Below are 15,429 nucleotides of genomic sequence, written 5' to 3' on the forward strand. Positions count from 1 at the left end.
CACTGGGAAAGCCCGCACCACCCGGCGACACGGGACCACCCCGCCATACCCAGAACCACACAACCGGATTCGCGACGCAATCGCATCTCAACGCACGACTGCCATCACCCTCGACGAAAAATCCGGGTTAGCAGCATGCACCCCGAGATGGGGCCGCCGCCGTTCGACACCACCGCCACCTCAGGTCCTCGCGGAACCTGCCGCGCACCAGCCTCTCCCCGCAGCTGCAGAACCGCTTCGTGAATGTAGCCGAATCCGTGCAATCGGCCGCCGGACAGCTGCCCGCCGTTGGTGTTCAGTGGCAATTCGCCGTCCAACGCGATACGAGTGCCGTTCTCGATGAACGGACCGCTTTCGCCGTGTCCGCAGAAACCCAGCGCCTCCAGCCATGACATCTTCAGCCAGCTGAATCCGTCGTACAACTCGGCGACGTCGACATCGGCGGGACGCAGGTCGGTGCGCGCCCACATGTGCTCGGCCGAAGTCCGAGCAGGCATCGTCGCCAGATCCTCCCATTGCTCCCACGAGGGCCGTCCACGCAGTGCGGTGCCGACCGCCTCGAACTGCGCAACCGGATGGCCGACGTGCGGTGCGTGTTCGGCCACCGACACCACCAGTGCGGTCGTGCCGTCGGTCAAGTCCAGGGAGGTGGTGTACGACGTCGTCGGGTGATTCTTCGTGGTGATGGTTCAGGCGGTCAGTGCCGCCGGGGTGTCCTCCTGTTCTGTTGGGGTGTCGTTGACGGCGCGTGATTTGCTGAGGACTTCCAGGCCGAGGTAGCGCCGGGATTCGGCCCATTCGTCGTGTTGTTCGGCCAGCACGGCTCCGACGAGGCGGATCAGGGCGTTGCGGTCGGGGAAGATGCCCACGACGTCGGTGCGTCGCCGGATTTCCTTGTTGAGTCGTTCCTGGGGATTGTTGGACCAGATCTGGCGCCAGATCTGTTTGGGGAACGCGGTGAACGCCAGCAGATCCGGCCGTGCTGCTTCGAGGTGGTCGGCGACCTTGGGTAGTTTGTCGGTGAGCGCCTCGATGATCCGATCATATTGGGCAGCAACCGATTCGGCATCAGGCTGGTCGAACACAGAGTGCAGCAGGGTGCGCACCCAGGGCCACGAACTCTTGGGAGTGACCGACATCAGATTGGTCGTGTAGTGGGTTCTGCAGCGCTGCCACGTTGCTCCGGGCAGGGTGGCGCCGATCGCGGCGACAAGCCCGGCGTGCGCGTCACTGGTGACCAGTTTGACCCCGGATAGGCCGCGGGCGGTCAGCGAGCGCCAAAAGGTCAGCCAGCCGGCGCCGTCCTCGGCAGTGGTGACGTCGATGCCGAGGATTTCGCGGTAGCCCTCGGCGTTGACACCGACGGCGATCAGGGCGTGCACGTTGACCACCCGGCCGGCCTCGCGGACTTTGAGCACCAGGGCGTCAGCGGCGACGAACGTGTAGGGGCCGGCGTCCAGTGGCCTGGTGCGGAAGGCTTCGACGGCGGTGTCGAGTTCCTTGGCCATGACCGAGACCTGCGACTTCGACAACGAGGTAATGCCCAACGTTTCGACGAGCTTGTCCATCCGCCGGGTGGACACCCCGAGTAGGTAGCAGGTGGCGACCACGGTGGTCAGGGCCCGCTCGGCGCGTTTGCGGCGTTCCAGCAGCCACTCCGGGAAGTAGGAGCCGTGTCGCAGTTTGGGGATCGCCAGGTCCAATGTGCCTGCTCGAGTGTCGAAGTCGCGGTGTCGATACCCGTTGCGGGAGTTGGTGCGCTCGGCGCTGCGCTGGCCGTATCCAGCGCCGCACAAGGCGTCAGCTTCGGCGCCCATCAACGTGTGGATGAACGTGGCGAGCAGCTCGCGTAACACGTCGGGATGGCAGGTGGTGAGTCGTTCGGCCAGCACGGCAGGCAGGTCGATATTGTGGGCAGTGGTCATCGCGTTGATTCCTAAGCTCCGAGTGACTTTGGTCGGTCTCTCGAAGAATCACGCGATGACCTTCAATCACTCGGCTACGACACGCCGGTACCGCTGATCAGGTCCCGACTCGTACACCACCTTGGTGGACGCAACCGAGCCGTCCACGGGAACATCGCAGTCGTACAGGCGGAACGGCGTGGTCACCACCTTCGACGCGAGATAGTCCTCGAGGGTCAGCGGCGCGCGAAAGACTGCTGCCGGGTTGAGCGCAGCATTGCGACGTGCATTCAGAGCAATCTGGGCCATGTGCTTTTCGGTCGTTCCGTACTCGTGAAAGTGTCGCTGGGCGTAGAGCGCCAACCAGTTCGCCGCTGAGTAGGCGCGGAATGGAAGCAACCACTGCTGGAAGCCATCGACTTCGCTGCGTCCAACTCCGATGCCGGGACGCCGCCCCGCGCCCTGTGCCGTCGACTCCGTGACAGTTCGGTACACCAGAACATGTCGCGCCAACCCCATCGATACGGCCATCACCGCGTTGACCACCGCCTGCAACTGGCCAGGACCCTCCGCGCTACCGCTGTGCCAGGCCAGCGACAATCGCAACCCGTCCTGCACTTCCGGTGAGCCGGGACCGGAGAACCCGGGATGACCGGTAACCGCACCCGGATATGTCGCCAGACCGTCGATGTCGGCAACGGTGAGCCCTGCATCGGCGATGGCCGCAAGCGCGGCGTCGATAGTGAGATCCAGACCGTCGCGGCCGAGTCGACGTCCCACCTGCGACTGACCAATGCCGGAAATGACGGCCCGGCGTTCGGCAGCAGTCATGATGCCACTGGCCGGAACAGCGGAAGATACACCGGATCGTGGTTTTCGAACACCACCTCGACGGCCATCCCGATCCGTACGTCTTCCGGAGCGACATCAACGAGGTTGGTGGCCAAGCGAAGTCCTTGCTGCTCGTCGATCTCGACTACCGCGATGATGTACGCGTCGCCGTTGCCGTCCCAGGGCTGATGGTTCACCGTGAAGGAATAGACCGTGCCGCAACCAGAAACGGCCTGCGGTGCGCCACCACGACCGCCGCAGCGTGGACAGTACGAGGTCGGGGGATGAATGAAATACGAGCACGCCTCACAGCGCAGGAAACGCAATCGGCCATCGGCGCCTGAAGTCCAGAAGAACCCACTGGGCCCTTGTGTCGTGGGAAGTACACGGCCAGCTGAGGTGGTCATCGTGCTCCATCCATTTCGGCGCGCTTGCGCAATGAACGCTACGTACTATACAAATAGCATTTGATAAGTGCCCCGCTTTGGCGCTAGTTCGGCGAGACCTACCAGCTCGGCGGTACTTAAATGACGGGGGGATCCATGACCCAGGAATCAACGGCTTCTGGCCTCAACCTGTTGGCAGCCCCCGAATTGACCAGGCACCCCCAGCCCACCTACAAGATGATGCGCGACTTTTCACCGGTCATGCGCATCGACGGTATCGGCGTGCTCGTCAGCACCTGGGAGCTCGTCGATGAGGTCTTGCACAACCCCCAACTGTTCTCCTCGGCATTGACCTCAGGCGTCCTGAAGAACGAACGCCCGCTCATACCACTGCAGGTGGACCCGCCGGCGCATGGGAAGTTCCGCAAGATCTTGGACCCGTTGTTCGCCCCTAAACAGATGAAGGCACTCGAGACGTCCATCGCAGCGCTGGTCAACCGGCTGATCGACGGGTTCGTCGACAGAGACGAGATCGACTTCGCCAAACAGTTCTCGGTGCCGTTCCCCACCCAGGTGTTTCTGACGATGTTGGGCCTGCCGCTTGACGAGACGCCCAGCCTGTTGGCGATGAAGGACGGGATCATCCGTCCGCACGAATCACCGGCAAGCCGCTCGGGCACCCCGACACCGACGCTCACCAAGCCGCGACCGCGCAATCAATCTACGGCTACTTCACAACCACCATGCAGGAGCGCAAGCAGCAGCGCCGTGACGACCTGTTGAGCTGGTTCCTCGAGGCGGAGATCGACGGTGACCGCCTCAGCGACGAGAACATACTTGATATCTGCTTCCTGTTCCTCATTGCCGGCCTCGACACCGTATCGGCTTCGCTGGACTGCTTTTTCAGCTACCTGGCACAACATCCCGACGCTCGCCGAGCCATCGCTGACGACGAATCGAACATCCCTTTCCTCGTTGAGGAACTCCTCAGGTACGAAACACCGGTAATGGCCGTGGCGCGCGAAGCCACGCAGGATACCGAGTTGGGCGGATGCCCCATTCACGCCGGCGAACAAGTCCTGGCCATGCTTGGTTCGGCGAATACTGATGAAAACAACACGCCTGAACCAGAAGTCGTACGATTGGACCGTAGGGTAAACCGCCACTTGGGCTTTGGTGGCGGAGTGCACCGGTGCCTGGGTTCGCACCTTGCTCGCGTCGAACTTCGCACCGCTTTGCGGCTGTGGCATCAGCACCTGCCCGACTACGAGATCAAGCCGGGTGTCGAACTCGACTTCACCCCCGGCGTTCGCGCTGTGTCGACGTTCCCGGTGGTGCTGCACCACGGATGAGCATGTCGAGCGAATGCCTAGCCAGCACAGCGCCGTTCACCCCCGGCTTTCAGGCGAGCAGATGATTGACGAGCGGCGAGACGGCTTCGTCACGTGGCTGACGTTGGACCGCCCCGAGCGTTTGAACGCCTTCACCGCCGACGGCTACCGAGATCTGCGCATCGCGCTGCAACGTCTGGCCGGGCGTTCTCAGCGGGTGCCGACCGATCCCTGCTCGACGGAGATTCGTCCGCGCTCGACCGGCAGAGGGCCGGCGAGGAATTCAGTCTGTTTCTGCAAGCACTCGCCGGCTTCGCGAAGCCACTGTTTGCCGCCGTGAACGGTCTTGCGGTCGGCATCGGCGCCACCATGCTGTTGTACTGCGACGTGGTGTTGATGGCAGAAGGCGCTCGCGTGCGGTTGCCATTCACCGCGCTCGGCATTGTGCCGGAAGCCGGCAGCTCCGTTCTCCTGCCCGCACGCGTCCGCTGGGCCGACGCCATGTGGGCGATGCTCTCAAGCGACTGGATCGACGCCACGGCGGCACACCAGATGGGGCTCGCCACGCGGCTCGTGCCGGACGGCGCCCTTGTCGAGCAGGCAACGGCCGCGGCGGCGACGGTCGCCGCCCACGACCCCCTGTCGGTCGCCGCTACAAAACGTCTTATGACGAGCAGTCGGCAGGAGCTTGCGCGCGAGGCGATCGCGCGCGAACTCGCAGAGATGGCGACTTTGACAAGCCGAACCGACAAGCGAAGCTGACAAGCAGAAGGTGCGGGTGAAAGCCGCCCACCGGCGCTGGGCCTGCAGGTGGAACCGGGGTCAAAAAGGCGGTCCCGTTTGGGAACCGCCTTTGACCTATGTCGGGCTGACAGGATTTGAACCTGCGACCACTTGACCCCCAGTCAAGTGCGCTACCAAGCTGCGCCACAGCCCGCGGTGCCTTCCGGGATCGCCGGCAGGCGGACGAAACTCTACCTCAGCCCCACGCTGAGATCCCAACTGCCCGGCCGTCGAGTGCAAACCATGTGGTTGTCCCACTTTCATTTGACTTCGACAGCGCCCCGGAGAGACCACCTCATCAGCCCTGTTCGTCGGCATCCGAGCGGTCGATAATCGACGACTAGGGGGGTCACGGAAGGGGAAGGAACATGGCCGAGGCCGCTCTGTGCACAGTTTGGGGAGAGCCCGTACCCGGACGGGAGAAGCTGGCCCTCGAAGTCTACGGCGACTCGATGAAGTACTGGGCCCGACTCCAGAAGGAAGGGAAGATTGAGGGCTTCGACATCACGGTGCTCGCGCCGACTGGTGATATCACGGGATTCCTTGTGGCCAAGGGAACCACGGACCAGATCGACGCGGTGCGCCACACCAAGGAGTTCCAGCAGATGCTCAGTCGAGTGCGACTCGTGGTTTCACACCTGCGGATCGCCGACGCATTCGTCGAAGACGGACTTGCCCAGATCATGACGCAGTACCAGGAGGTGGTCGAAAAAGCGGAGTGACGGCGTACCACTTGCGCGGAACTGACGGAGGTGGCGCCTCCACCGCACGCTGCCGAGGTTAGAGAGCCTCTTTCTGCAGCTCCGGATGCAGCCCGTACAGACAATCCAAACAGCAGAAACGGTCGCTGCCGGCGACATACGGCCAGCGCTTCCCGTTTGGGGGAACGCGGCGGCAGTTCGCGCACCGGCTCATCGGCCCCAACAACACGACACTCATCACTACTCCAGGCACGCTTTTGCCACCACAGGCCTCCTGTGATGGACGGGGGTCTGCGATCGGGTGACGCTCTGCTCTGCACACCGCGCACGGCCCTTGACTGTTCGCTGGCATACCCCCGCGTGCGGTAGTTAATCACGCGGTTGTCAATCACGCTGAGAACGCGTTGCCGCGCGCTTTCGGCCGTAGCCTCGATGCGGTGACCCCCGCGCGCGACGACACTCCCCTGTGGCTGTTCGCCGACCAGCTCGGGCCGGCCGTGCACGGCGGCGAGCACGCCCACCGCGAGGTCCTGCTCGTCGAGGCCGCCTCCGCGTTGCGCAAGCGTCGTTACCACCGCCAGAAGCTGCACCTGGTGCTCTCGGCACTGCGGCACGCCGACCGCGACCTGGGTGAGCGCGCCACGCTGGTGCAAGCCGACACCTATACCGATGCGCTGAAGCGCTTCAAACGACCGGTGCTCGTCCACCAGCCCACCTCGCACGCCGCCGAGAAGTTCGTCCACCGCCTCAAGGAACAGGGCTTGGTCGCCGATGTGCTGCCCACGCCGACCTTCGCCCTGTCGCGCAACGACTTCCAGGAGTGGGCCGGGCAGCGCACCCGCTTCCGGATGGAAGACTTCTACCGCGACCAACGCCGCCGCTTCGACGTGCTGATGAACGGCGCCGAACCCGTCGGCAACCGGTGGAACTACGACGAGGACAACCGCGAACCTCCCCCGAAGAAGCAGCCCACCCTCGGCGCGCCGGCACCGTACCGGCCCCGCGAGGACGACATCGACGAGCAGGTCCGCCACGACCTCGACGGCATGGACCTCGACACCGTCGGCGCGGACGGGGCCCGCCTGTTCGCCGTCACCCCTGCCGAGGCGAAGCGGGCGCTGTCCCGGTTCATCGAACACCGGCTGCCGCTGTTCGGTCGCTTTGAGGACGCCATCATGGGTGAGGACTGGGCGATGGCGCACTCACTGCTGTCGGTCCCCCTCAACCTCGGCGTTCTGCATCCACTGGAGGCGGTGGAAGCCGCCGAGCGCGCTTACCGGGACAAGCGGGCGCCGCTGGCCGCCGTCGAGGGCTTCATCCGGCAGATCCTCGGCTGGCGCGAATACATGTGGCACCTGTACTGGCACTTCGGCCCCGACTACACAGACCACAACGAGCTCAACGCCGGCACCCCGCTACCGGCCTGGTGGTCGGAGCTCGACGCCGACGCCGTCACTGCCCGGTGCCTGCACCACGCGCTCAAAGGGGTTCGCGACCGTGGCTGGACGCACCACATCCAGCGGCTGATGATCCTCGGCAGCCACGCGCTGCAACGCGGCTACCGGCCCGACGAGCTCACCGAGTGGTTCGCCACCGCCTACGTCGACGGCTTCGGATGGGTGATGCCCACCAACGTGGTCGGAATGAGCCAGCACGCCGACGGAGGGCTGCTGGCCACGAAGCCGTACACCTCCGGCGGCGCCTACATCAACAAGATGAGCGACCACTGCGGCGACTGTGCCTACGACCCCAAGAAGCGGCTCGGAGACGACGCGTGCCCGTTCACCGCCGGCTATTGGGCATTCACCCACCGGCACCGCGACCGGCTGGCCAAGAACATGCGCACCCGCCGTGTGGTGTCGTCGATGGAGCGGCTCGGCGACCTCGAGTCCGTCATCGAGCAGGAATCAGCGCGCGACCGGTTCTGACGCCGCATCGGCGGCCGCCGTCTCTGGTGCGAACCTCGGGCCCCGCGACGTGCGCCACGCGTAGATCACCAGGGACGCCCACGCCACGACGATCACCGAGTAGATGGCCGTCGACCACGGCCACTGAATGTCGAAGAAGTGCACCAGTTTCTGGCTGTTGGTCAGCACGATGACACCGCCCACCGCGCTGCCCAGCAGCGCCGGGCTGACCTTGGTCACCAGCCACGCCGCGAACGGTGCGGCGATCACCCCGCCGACCATGAGTCCGACCACCACCGGCCAGTTCTCCAGGAACTCCTGCCGCAGCCCGATCAGGAAGCCCAGCGACGCCGACACCGCCACCAGGAACTCCGACGCGCTGACCGAGCCGATCACCGTCCGCGGCGCGGTCTTGCCTTGCGACAGCAGCGTGCTGGTGGTCACCGGACCCCAGCCGCCTCCGCCCGACGCGTCGATGAACCCGCCGAACAACCCCAGCGGGGCGAGGAACTTGACGCTGTGATTGGTCCCCCGCGCCAGCGTCAACGGGGTGCGCAGCGAGAACCGCAGCAACACGTAGGCGCCGATCGCGACCAGGATCGCGGCCATCAGCGGCGCCGCGTGCTCGGTGGACAGCGAGGAGAGCACGGTGGCGCCGAGGAACGCGCCGACCGCGCCCGGCCCTCCCAGCTTGGCGACCAGCGTCCAGTCGATGTTCTTGAACTTCCAGTGCGACACCCCGGAGGCGAACGTGGTGCCGACCTCGGCGAGATGGATCGCGGCGCTGGCCTGGGCGGCCCCGACGCCGGACAGCACCAGCAGCGTCGTGGCGGTGACACCGAACGCCATGCCCAGTGCACCGTCGACCAGTTGGGCGCCGACACCGACAAGCGTGAAGATGAGAAGCGAACGCATGGCTGCTTTCGGAAGCTGCGGTCACCGCGTGACCGGACGGACGGGTGGGGGCGTCAGGGACGCGGACAACACCACTCGTCGAAGGCCATCAGCCGACGCGACGGCCAGAAGGGCTCGAGCGCGGACACCTCGGACGGCGCCGGTGCGCACAGCACACGATCAACCATCGAGGATCCCATCGTCGAGTTGTACTCCTAAGCTCCGCACAGGTTACACGGTCAGCAGTCGATACAACCCGACGAGGCCCACCACGACGATCACGGCGCGCAACGCGTTCGGCGACAGCCGGCGCCCATAGTGCGCGCCGAGGAACCCGCCGACCAGGGAACCGATCGCGATCAACCCTGCCGCGGCCCAGCTGATCCGGTCGAACGCCACCACGGTGTACGCCACCGCGGCGACGATGTTGACGATCAGCGACAGCAGGTTCTTGGCCGCGTTCATCCGCTGCATGTCCTCGGGCAGCAGCGCGCCCATCGCGGCGATCAGAAGGATCCCCTGAGCCGCGGTGAAATAGCCGCCGTACACCCCGACCGCGAACGTCGCGGCCACCAACGCGGCCATCCGCGCTGCCGACACGTGGTCGGCGGACCGGCCGGCGGCCTCGGCGCGCTGCCTGGCCCAGTTCTGGATGCGGGGACCGACCACCACCAGCGCGAGAGCCAGCACCAGCAACACGGGAACAACCGTGGTGAACACTTTCTCCGGCAGGTGCAGGAGCAGCCACGCCCCGCCGGCCGCACCGATGAACGAGGCCGGGATCTGCCAGCGCAGCCGGTGCCACTGCCCGCGCAGTTCGCGCCGGTATCCCCAGGTTCCCGACACTCCGCCGGCGACCAGGCCGACGGCGTTGGACATGGTCGCCGTCACCGGCGGGAAGCCCAGAGTCACCAGCGTCGGGAACGTGATCAGCGTGCCGGAGCCGACGATGGCGTTGATGGCGCCGGCGCCGACCCCGGCGAGCGCGATGAGGACCATGTCGAGTGCGGACACTGGGCTCACCCTAACGGCGGGGCATCCGGCCAAACCTGCGCAGTGCCGCGGCGGCGTCAGTACAGTCCGAGGCGGCTGCGACTTTGGGGGAAGCATGGCCGAGGACCGGTGGTTGCTCGAGCTGCGAATTCACGGCGTCAACAACACCAAGCCGGAGGCGATGCTCGGGCTCGACCTGCGCGACGTCGAGAAGGTCGCCGGTGACAAGCTCGGCAGCTTCTGGCGTCCGACGGCCGCCGGGCGCGCCAAGTCGCACTTGCGCGCAGACATCGAGCGCGAGGCCTACTCGTGGGGTGAGATGGCCCGGACCTCACTGGGCGCCGGTTCCGGCGTCAGCCGCGTCGCCGGTGCGCTCACGCGGACGGGTTGGGCGCTGCTGCTGCCGTTCGGTCTGGTGAACGTCGCCTACTGGACCCGGCGGGTCGACGACGGGCCGAACGACCGCACCGAAGGACAGCCCCAGCGGCGCAGCCGATGGGGCCACGGCGCCGCCACGCTGCGGGTCGCGGCCCTGCTGCTGACCGTGCTCCTGGCGGTCACCGCGTCGACCGTCGTCCTCGACCTGGTGGCCGTGCAGTGCTTCGTCGGTCAGACCAAGGTGTGCGGGGGGCTGCCGACATTTCTCGATGTGCTGGCCCGGCTGGGGCAGCCGCGAAGGCTTGCCGTGCTCAGCCTGGTTCCGGTCGCGCTGATCGCGGGGCTGCTCGCACTCAGCGCCGCGACGCGGGTCCGCTACGAACAACCCGAGTCCATCGGCCCGGTGTCGCACGACCGGATCGGCGTCACGCCGGCGAGCCTGCGCACCCCCGGGGCGACGGGGCGGTCCGAGGCCGAAGCGGCGACCGCGGAACCGGACTGGCCGTTGCTGTCGGTGGCAGGGTTCTGGAGCCATCGCCGGATCACCGGGGTCACCGCGCGACTGCATGTGGCCGCCACCGCCACGGTGGTGTCCATCGCCACGGCGATGCACATGCTGTTCGGCGTCGACTCCCCACCGCATCCCGCAGTGCAGATCGCGGTCGTCGTCGCGGGAATCGTCGTGCTCATGCTCATCGTGGTGAGCCTGATCAAAGCCGGGGACTACGCGGTGGACGTCCGGGTCGGGCTGGGTCCCGGACGCGACGGGACGCGATCCTGGCCGCAGTGGCCCGCGGTGATCGCCGCGCTGTTGTTGTTCGGGTGTCAGTCGACGGTCCTGGCCACGGTGTACGGACACACCGAACCCGAGATCCGGCACCTGTTCGGAAGTTCGGCCGTGCCGACGCTTCTGCTGGCCACCCTGATCGCGATCGGACTGGCCGCGTCGTTGTGGCGTCTCACCGCGGCGACCGGCCGTCGGCACCTGCCGTCGGTGGCGGCTCTCGTCCCGTTGGCGCTACTGGTCTGGATGATCTTGGAGCACAACGATTTCCGGCGCACCATCGCGGCTGCGCTGATCGTCGTGTCGCTGGTCGCGTTCCTGGCGGTGAGGTCCTGGCTGATCGCGCACCCGCCGCCGGACCGCGGCCCGGCCCCGGGCGACACGGCGTGGAACGGTTCGGCGCCGGGGGTCTTCCTGCTGCTGGCCACGCTGGTCGCGATGCTGCTGTCCAGCGCCGTGGCCACCGCGGCGGGCAACTGGCTGAACGGCGCCAACACCGCGGCGTCACTGGCCGACGGCGTGAAACCGGTTCGCGGCCCGGCGGATTCACCCCTGCCCTGCTGTTCCGCCGAGTTGCCGTCGCCAAACCTGGAGGTGCCGCTGCCGTATGTGTGGTTCGGCGCCGCCTGCCTGCCGATGCTCCTGGTGCTGCTCGTCGGGGTGATCCCGCCGGTGTGGACGTCGTTGCGCTGGAGTGCCCTCGAACCACGCGAGGGAGGGCATCCCGCGTCCGCCACCGCCGAACCGCCCCGGCCCTCCGTTCTGCAACGGCGTCGGACCGCCGCCATCGCTCACCGCGCGGAGGGCTACGTGATGCTGCTGGTGCTCACCGGTACGAGCGGAATGCTCGCCGCGATCGGGATGTCGGCGTGGCGGGGGCAGAACGTCGCCGCGCTGCGGACCGCCCTCGACCTCGGGATGCTGGTGCTCGCCGGCAGTGGGGTCACCCTCGTCGTGCTCACGGTCGGCGGAAGCCTGCTGGGCGGAGCCCGTCCGCTCGGGCTGGCGTGGGATCTCATGTGTTTCCTGCCGCGCGCCGGGCACCCGTTGGCGCCGCCCTGCTATGCCGAGCGCGCGGTGCCGGAACTGATCGAGCGGTGCCGCGTCTGGCTGACCTCACGCGAGGCCCCGGCCCAGATCGTCGCCGAGCGGCGGATCGTCCTGTCGGCGCACAACCTGGGATCGGCGCTCGCGGTGGCAGTCCTGCTGTCGCCGCGGATCGCCGACAAGTCCCGCATCTCGCTGCTGACCTACGGCAGCCAGCTGCGCGCGTACTTCAGCCGTATCTTACCGGAGTTGCTCGGCCCGAACGTGCTCGGCGTCCAGGCGTGCGCGTCGAGCAGCCTGTGGACACCGGACCCGTGGTCGCACGAGATCGAGGCTCACCCGCGTCGGTTCGGCGCCGACGAGGTCATCGGCGCCTCGCGCAGCGAGTCCGTCGTCGGCCGGCTCTCGGCGGACGGCAGGCTGCGGTGGCGAAACCTGTGGCGCCGCACCGATTATCTCGGTTTCCCGGCGTACGGCTACCCCGCCAATCCGATCGACCCGTTCGCGGAGGAAGTCGTCCGGGTCGACTACCTCGCCGAGGTGCAGACCCACAGCGACTACCCGCGGGCGCCCGCCTACTGGGCCGCCCTGGCCGAGCTGCTCGCCGACGAGCCGGCCCCACCGCTGCCGGACGTCACCGACGTCACCGACGTCACCGGCGGGACTTAGCGCCCCTCTTCTCCCGGACGCGCACATTGATCCTGATCGGACTGCCCTCGAACCCGAACGTCTCACGCAGTTTGCGTTCCAGGAAGCGGCGATAGCCGGCCTCCAGGAACCCGGTGGTGAACAGCACAAAGGTCGGCGGACGCGCGGTCGCCTGGGTGGCGAACAGGATCCGGGGCTGCTTACCGCCGCGCACCGGTGGCGGCGTCGCGGCGACGACCTCCTTGAAGAACGTGTTGAGCCGGCCGGTCGGCACCCGGGTGTCCCAGGACCGCAGCGCGGTCTCCAGTGCGGGCACCAGTTTCTGCACCGCGCGGCCGGTCTTGGCCGAGATGTTCACCCGCGGCGCCCACTGCAGTTGCGCGAGCTGCAGATCGATCTCACGGTCGAGCAGGTAGCGACGGTCTTCGTCGACCAGGTCCCACTTGTTGAACGCCAGCACCAGCGCCCGCCCCGCCTCGATCACCATCGACAGCACGCGCTGGTCCTGTTCGGTCAGGGGCTGCGACGCGTCGACGAGCACAATCGCCACCTCGGCGGCGTCGATCGCGCCATGGGTGCGCACCGAGGCGTAGAACTCGTGGCCGCTGGCCTGCCCGACCTTGCGGCGCAGACCCGCGGTGTCGACGAAACGCCAGAGCTTGCCGTCCATCTCGATCAGCGAGTCGACCGGGTCCACGGTGGTTCCCGCCACGTCGTGCACCACCGACCGCTCGTCGCCGGACAGGCGATTCAGCAGCGAGGATTTGCCGACGTTGGGCTTGCCCACCAGCGCCACCCGGCGCGGACCGCCGCCACCGGCGCCGGCCACCTCGGAGATGGTGGGCAGCGCGTCGACGACGACATCGAGCAGGTCGGCGACGCCGCGGCCGTGCATGGCGCTGATCGAGTGCGGCTGTCCCAGCCCGAGCGACCACAGCGCCGCCGCATCCGCTTCGCCCCGCTCGTTGTCGACTTTGTTCGCGGCCAGGAACACCGGTTTCCCGGAGCGCTGCAACAGTTTTGCGGCGGCCTCGTCGGCGGCGGTGGCGCCGACGACGGAGTCGACCACGAAGATGATGGCGTCGGCGGTGCGCATCGCCACCGAGGCCTGCTCGGCGACCAGCTGCTGCAGGCCTTTGGCGTCGGGTTCCCAGCCGCCGGTGTCCTGCACGACGAAACGCTGACCGGACCAGCTCGCGTCATAGGACACCCGGTCCCGGGTCACGCCGGGGACGTCCTGCACCACCGCCTCGCGCCGGCCCAGGATCCGGTTGACCAGCGTCGACTTTCCGACGTTGGGCCGCCCGACCACGGCGATCACCGGCGGCGGCGCGGAAACCTCCTCGATCGTGTCCGCGACCTCTTCGGCGCCGATCTCCCAATCGCTCTCCTGCGACCAGGTGCCGTCCTCGCTCATCGGGTGACCCCAGCTTTCTGTTCGACGAGCCCGGTCAGGTAGGTCACGACCTCGGACTGGTTCATGGTGCTGGTGTCCACCACCAGCGCATCGTCGGCGGCGCGCAACGGCGACACCGCACGGGTGGAATCCAGGTGGTCGCGGCGCCGGACGTCGGCGAGCACCGCCTCGTAGTCACCGGGCAGACCCGCGGCGACGTTCTGGTCGTGACGGCGCCGGGCCCGCTCCTCCGCCGAGGCGGTCAGGAAGATCTTGACGTCGGCATCGGGCAGCACCACAGTTCCGATGTCGCGGCCCTCGACCACGACACTGTCGGGCGCCGAGGCCAATTCACGTTGCAGTGCGACCAGCCGGGCCCGCACCGCCGGTACGGCCGAGACCGCCGACACGGCTTTGGTGACGGCGTCACCGCGGATCTCGAGCGAAACGTCCTCGCCTGCCAGATAGGACCGGTCCTGAGCCGGATCGCTGCCGACCGCCAACTCGACGGTCTGCGCGACGGCCCCGACGGCCGCCGCATCGGCCGGATCGACCCCGGCGCGCAGCACCGCCAGCGTCACGATGCGGTACATCGCGCCGGTGTCGAGGTAACGGGCATTCAGCGAAGTCGCCAAACCCCTTGCCACCGTGGACTTTCCGGTCCCGGCAGGCCCGTCGATCGCGACCACCACCGAGGGGCTCACAATCCCACCGCCTTGTACAGTTCGCCGATCTCCTTCTGGGTCAACGGCCGGATGCTGCCGGGACGCTGATCACCGAGGGTGACCGCGCCGATGTCGGTGCGCACCAGTTCCTGCACCGGGAAGCCGACCTCGCCCAGCAGCCGCCGCACGATCCGTTTGCGGCCCTCGTGCAGCGTCACCCGCACCAGCGTACGACCGGGCACGGTGTCTACCACCGCGAAATCGTCGAGCCGGACCGGCCCGTCGTCGAGCTCGATCCCGTCACGCAGCTTGCGGCCCAACCCCTTGGGCACCGAGCCGAGCACCGTCGCGACATAGGACTTGGGCACCTCGAACGACGGGTGCATCAAGCGGTGCGCCAGTTCCCCGTCGTTGGTCAGCAGCAGCAGGCCCTCGGTGTCGGCGTCCAGCCGCCCGACATGGAAGAGCTTCTTGTTGCCGCGCACCCGGTGCTCCACCAGGTCGCCGACGCAGGGTCGACCGCGGTCGTCGGACATCGTCGAGTGCATGCCGCGGGGCTTGTTGATCGCCAGGTGCACCAGGGTGTCGTCGATCGAGATCCGCGATCCGTCGACCCGGATCACCGAGGCCGCGGGATCCACCCGGGTTCCGAGCTCGGTGACGATCTGCCCGTCCACCTCGACCCGGCCGTCCCGGATCATCTTCTCCGCTACTCGGCGGGATGCAATTCCGGCCTGGGACAACACCTTCTGCAGGCGGACCCCGTCGTCGTCTGTCATTC

At 67.3% G+C, this 15,429-nt stretch carries 15 protein-coding genes, 1 tRNA gene and 1 pseudogene; 7 read left to right on the forward strand and 10 right to left on the reverse strand.

Features of this window, described 5'->3' with window-relative positions; genetic code table 11:
- Nucleotides 1–104: 104 nt before the first annotated feature.
- The 4 genes and pseudogenes from ACXMYJ_RS24500 to ACXMYJ_RS24515 all read right to left on the reverse strand — a co-directional run.
- A pseudogene (locus ACXMYJ_RS24500) lies at nucleotides 105–632 on the reverse strand (thiolase family protein); the annotation flags it as partial.
- 57 nt (nucleotides 633–689) lie between these two features.
- Nucleotides 690–1,925 carry an IS256 family transposase gene (locus tag ACXMYJ_RS24505; RefSeq protein WP_460359082.1) on the reverse strand — a complete coding sequence of 412 codons (1,236 nt, stop codon included), beginning with the start codon at nucleotides 1,923–1,925 and terminating at the stop codon, nucleotides 690–692.
- A gap of 66 nt (nucleotides 1,926–1,991) precedes the next feature.
- The gene (locus ACXMYJ_RS24510; RefSeq protein WP_260752513.1) at nucleotides 1,992–2,735 is read right to left on the reverse strand and encodes a beta-ketoacyl-[acyl-carrier-protein] synthase family protein; all 744 of its coding nucleotides are present in this window, start codon (nucleotides 2,733–2,735) and stop codon (nucleotides 1,992–1,994) included.
- The gene (locus tag ACXMYJ_RS24515) at nucleotides 2,732–3,142 is read right to left on the reverse strand and encodes a Zn-ribbon domain-containing OB-fold protein (protein ID WP_260752512.1); all 411 of its coding nucleotides are present in this window, start codon (nucleotides 3,140–3,142) and stop codon (nucleotides 2,732–2,734) included. The genes ACXMYJ_RS24510 and ACXMYJ_RS24515 overlap by 4 nt, the downstream gene beginning before the upstream one ends.
- 240 nt (nucleotides 3,143–3,382) lie before the next feature.
- On the opposite strand from ACXMYJ_RS24515, the gene ACXMYJ_RS24520 reads away from it, so the two are divergent.
- The 4 genes from ACXMYJ_RS24520 to ACXMYJ_RS24535 all read left to right on the forward strand — a co-directional run bounded on the left by ACXMYJ_RS24520 (nucleotide 3,383) and on the right by ACXMYJ_RS24535 (nucleotide 5,214).
- Nucleotides 3,383–3,904: a hypothetical protein gene (locus tag ACXMYJ_RS24520; protein ID WP_460359083.1), complete on the forward strand. Its 522-nt coding sequence runs from the start codon at nucleotides 3,383–3,385 to the stop codon at nucleotides 3,902–3,904.
- Nucleotides 3,865–4,473 carry a cytochrome P450 gene (locus tag ACXMYJ_RS24525; RefSeq protein ID WP_460359084.1) on the forward strand — a complete coding sequence of 203 codons (609 nt, stop codon included), beginning with the start codon at nucleotides 3,865–3,867 and terminating at the stop codon, nucleotides 4,471–4,473. Before ACXMYJ_RS24520 ends, ACXMYJ_RS24525 begins: the two co-directional genes overlap by 40 nt.
- A gap of 61 nt (nucleotides 4,474–4,534) precedes the next feature.
- On the forward strand, nucleotides 4,535–4,792 hold the full coding sequence (locus tag ACXMYJ_RS24530; protein ID WP_460359099.1) for a hypothetical protein: 258 nt from the start codon (nucleotides 4,535–4,537) through the stop codon (nucleotides 4,790–4,792).
- Complete coding sequence (locus ACXMYJ_RS24535; RefSeq protein ID WP_460359097.1) at nucleotides 4,684–5,214, forward strand: enoyl-CoA hydratase/isomerase family protein; 531 nt, start codon at nucleotides 4,684–4,686, stop codon at nucleotides 5,212–5,214. The genes ACXMYJ_RS24530 and ACXMYJ_RS24535 overlap by 109 nt, the downstream gene beginning before the upstream one ends.
- Before the next feature lie 101 nt (nucleotides 5,215–5,315).
- Here ACXMYJ_RS24535 and ACXMYJ_RS24540 read toward each other — a convergent pair.
- Nucleotides 5,316–5,389, reverse strand: a tRNA-Pro gene (locus ACXMYJ_RS24540).
- A 214-nt stretch (nucleotides 5,390–5,603) separates the two neighbouring features.
- Between ACXMYJ_RS24540 and ACXMYJ_RS24545 the strand changes: the two genes are divergently transcribed.
- Nucleotides 5,604–5,957, forward strand: coding sequence for a hypothetical protein (locus ACXMYJ_RS24545; RefSeq protein WP_260752462.1), 354 nt, complete (start codon nucleotides 5,604–5,606; stop codon nucleotides 5,955–5,957).
- A 416-nt stretch (nucleotides 5,958–6,373) separates the two neighbouring features.
- Nucleotides 6,374–7,864 carry a cryptochrome/photolyase family protein gene (locus tag ACXMYJ_RS24550; protein ID WP_460359085.1) on the forward strand — a complete coding sequence of 497 codons (1,491 nt, stop codon included), beginning with the start codon at nucleotides 6,374–6,376 and terminating at the stop codon, nucleotides 7,862–7,864.
- Here ACXMYJ_RS24550 and ACXMYJ_RS24555 read toward each other — a convergent pair.
- Both ACXMYJ_RS24555 and ACXMYJ_RS24560 read right to left on the reverse strand, forming a co-directional pair.
- On the reverse strand, nucleotides 7,844–8,758 hold the full coding sequence (locus ACXMYJ_RS24555; RefSeq protein ID WP_460359086.1) for a sulfite exporter TauE/SafE family protein: 915 nt from the start codon (nucleotides 8,756–8,758) through the stop codon (nucleotides 7,844–7,846). The genes ACXMYJ_RS24550 and ACXMYJ_RS24555 overlap by 21 nt on opposite strands.
- A gap of 210 nt (nucleotides 8,759–8,968) precedes the next feature.
- Nucleotides 8,969–9,736: a sulfite exporter TauE/SafE family protein gene (locus ACXMYJ_RS24560; protein WP_460359098.1), complete on the reverse strand. Its 768-nt coding sequence runs from the start codon at nucleotides 9,734–9,736 to the stop codon at nucleotides 8,969–8,971.
- 109 nt (nucleotides 9,737–9,845) lie between these two features.
- On the opposite strand from ACXMYJ_RS24560, the gene ACXMYJ_RS24565 reads away from it, so the two are divergent.
- Nucleotides 9,846–12,608, forward strand: a complete 2,763-nt coding sequence (locus tag ACXMYJ_RS24565) for a hypothetical protein (protein ID WP_460359087.1) — start codon at nucleotides 9,846–9,848, stop codon at nucleotides 12,606–12,608.
- On the opposite strand, the gene der is transcribed toward ACXMYJ_RS24565, so the two are convergent.
- The 3 genes from der to ACXMYJ_RS24580 are packed head-to-tail and all read right to left on the reverse strand — an operon-like array spanning nucleotide 12,592 to nucleotide 15,427.
- Nucleotides 12,592–14,004, reverse strand: coding sequence for a ribosome biogenesis GTPase Der (der, locus tag ACXMYJ_RS24570; RefSeq protein ID WP_460359088.1), 1,413 nt, complete (start codon nucleotides 14,002–14,004; stop codon nucleotides 12,592–12,594). The genes ACXMYJ_RS24565 and der overlap by 17 nt on opposite strands.
- Nucleotides 14,001–14,687, reverse strand: a complete 687-nt coding sequence (gene cmk / locus ACXMYJ_RS24575) for a (d)CMP kinase (RefSeq protein WP_260752455.1) — start codon at nucleotides 14,685–14,687, stop codon at nucleotides 14,001–14,003. The genes der and cmk overlap by 4 nt, the downstream gene beginning before the upstream one ends.
- Nucleotides 14,684–15,427 (reverse strand): pseudouridine synthase, encoded by a 744-nt coding sequence (locus ACXMYJ_RS24580; RefSeq protein WP_260752454.1) that lies wholly within the window; start codon nucleotides 15,425–15,427, stop codon nucleotides 14,684–14,686. The genes cmk and ACXMYJ_RS24580 overlap by 4 nt, the downstream gene beginning before the upstream one ends.
- Between the last annotated feature and the right edge of the window lie 2 nt (nucleotides 15,428–15,429).

Source organism: Mycobacterium sp. ZZG, assembly GCF_054786995.1.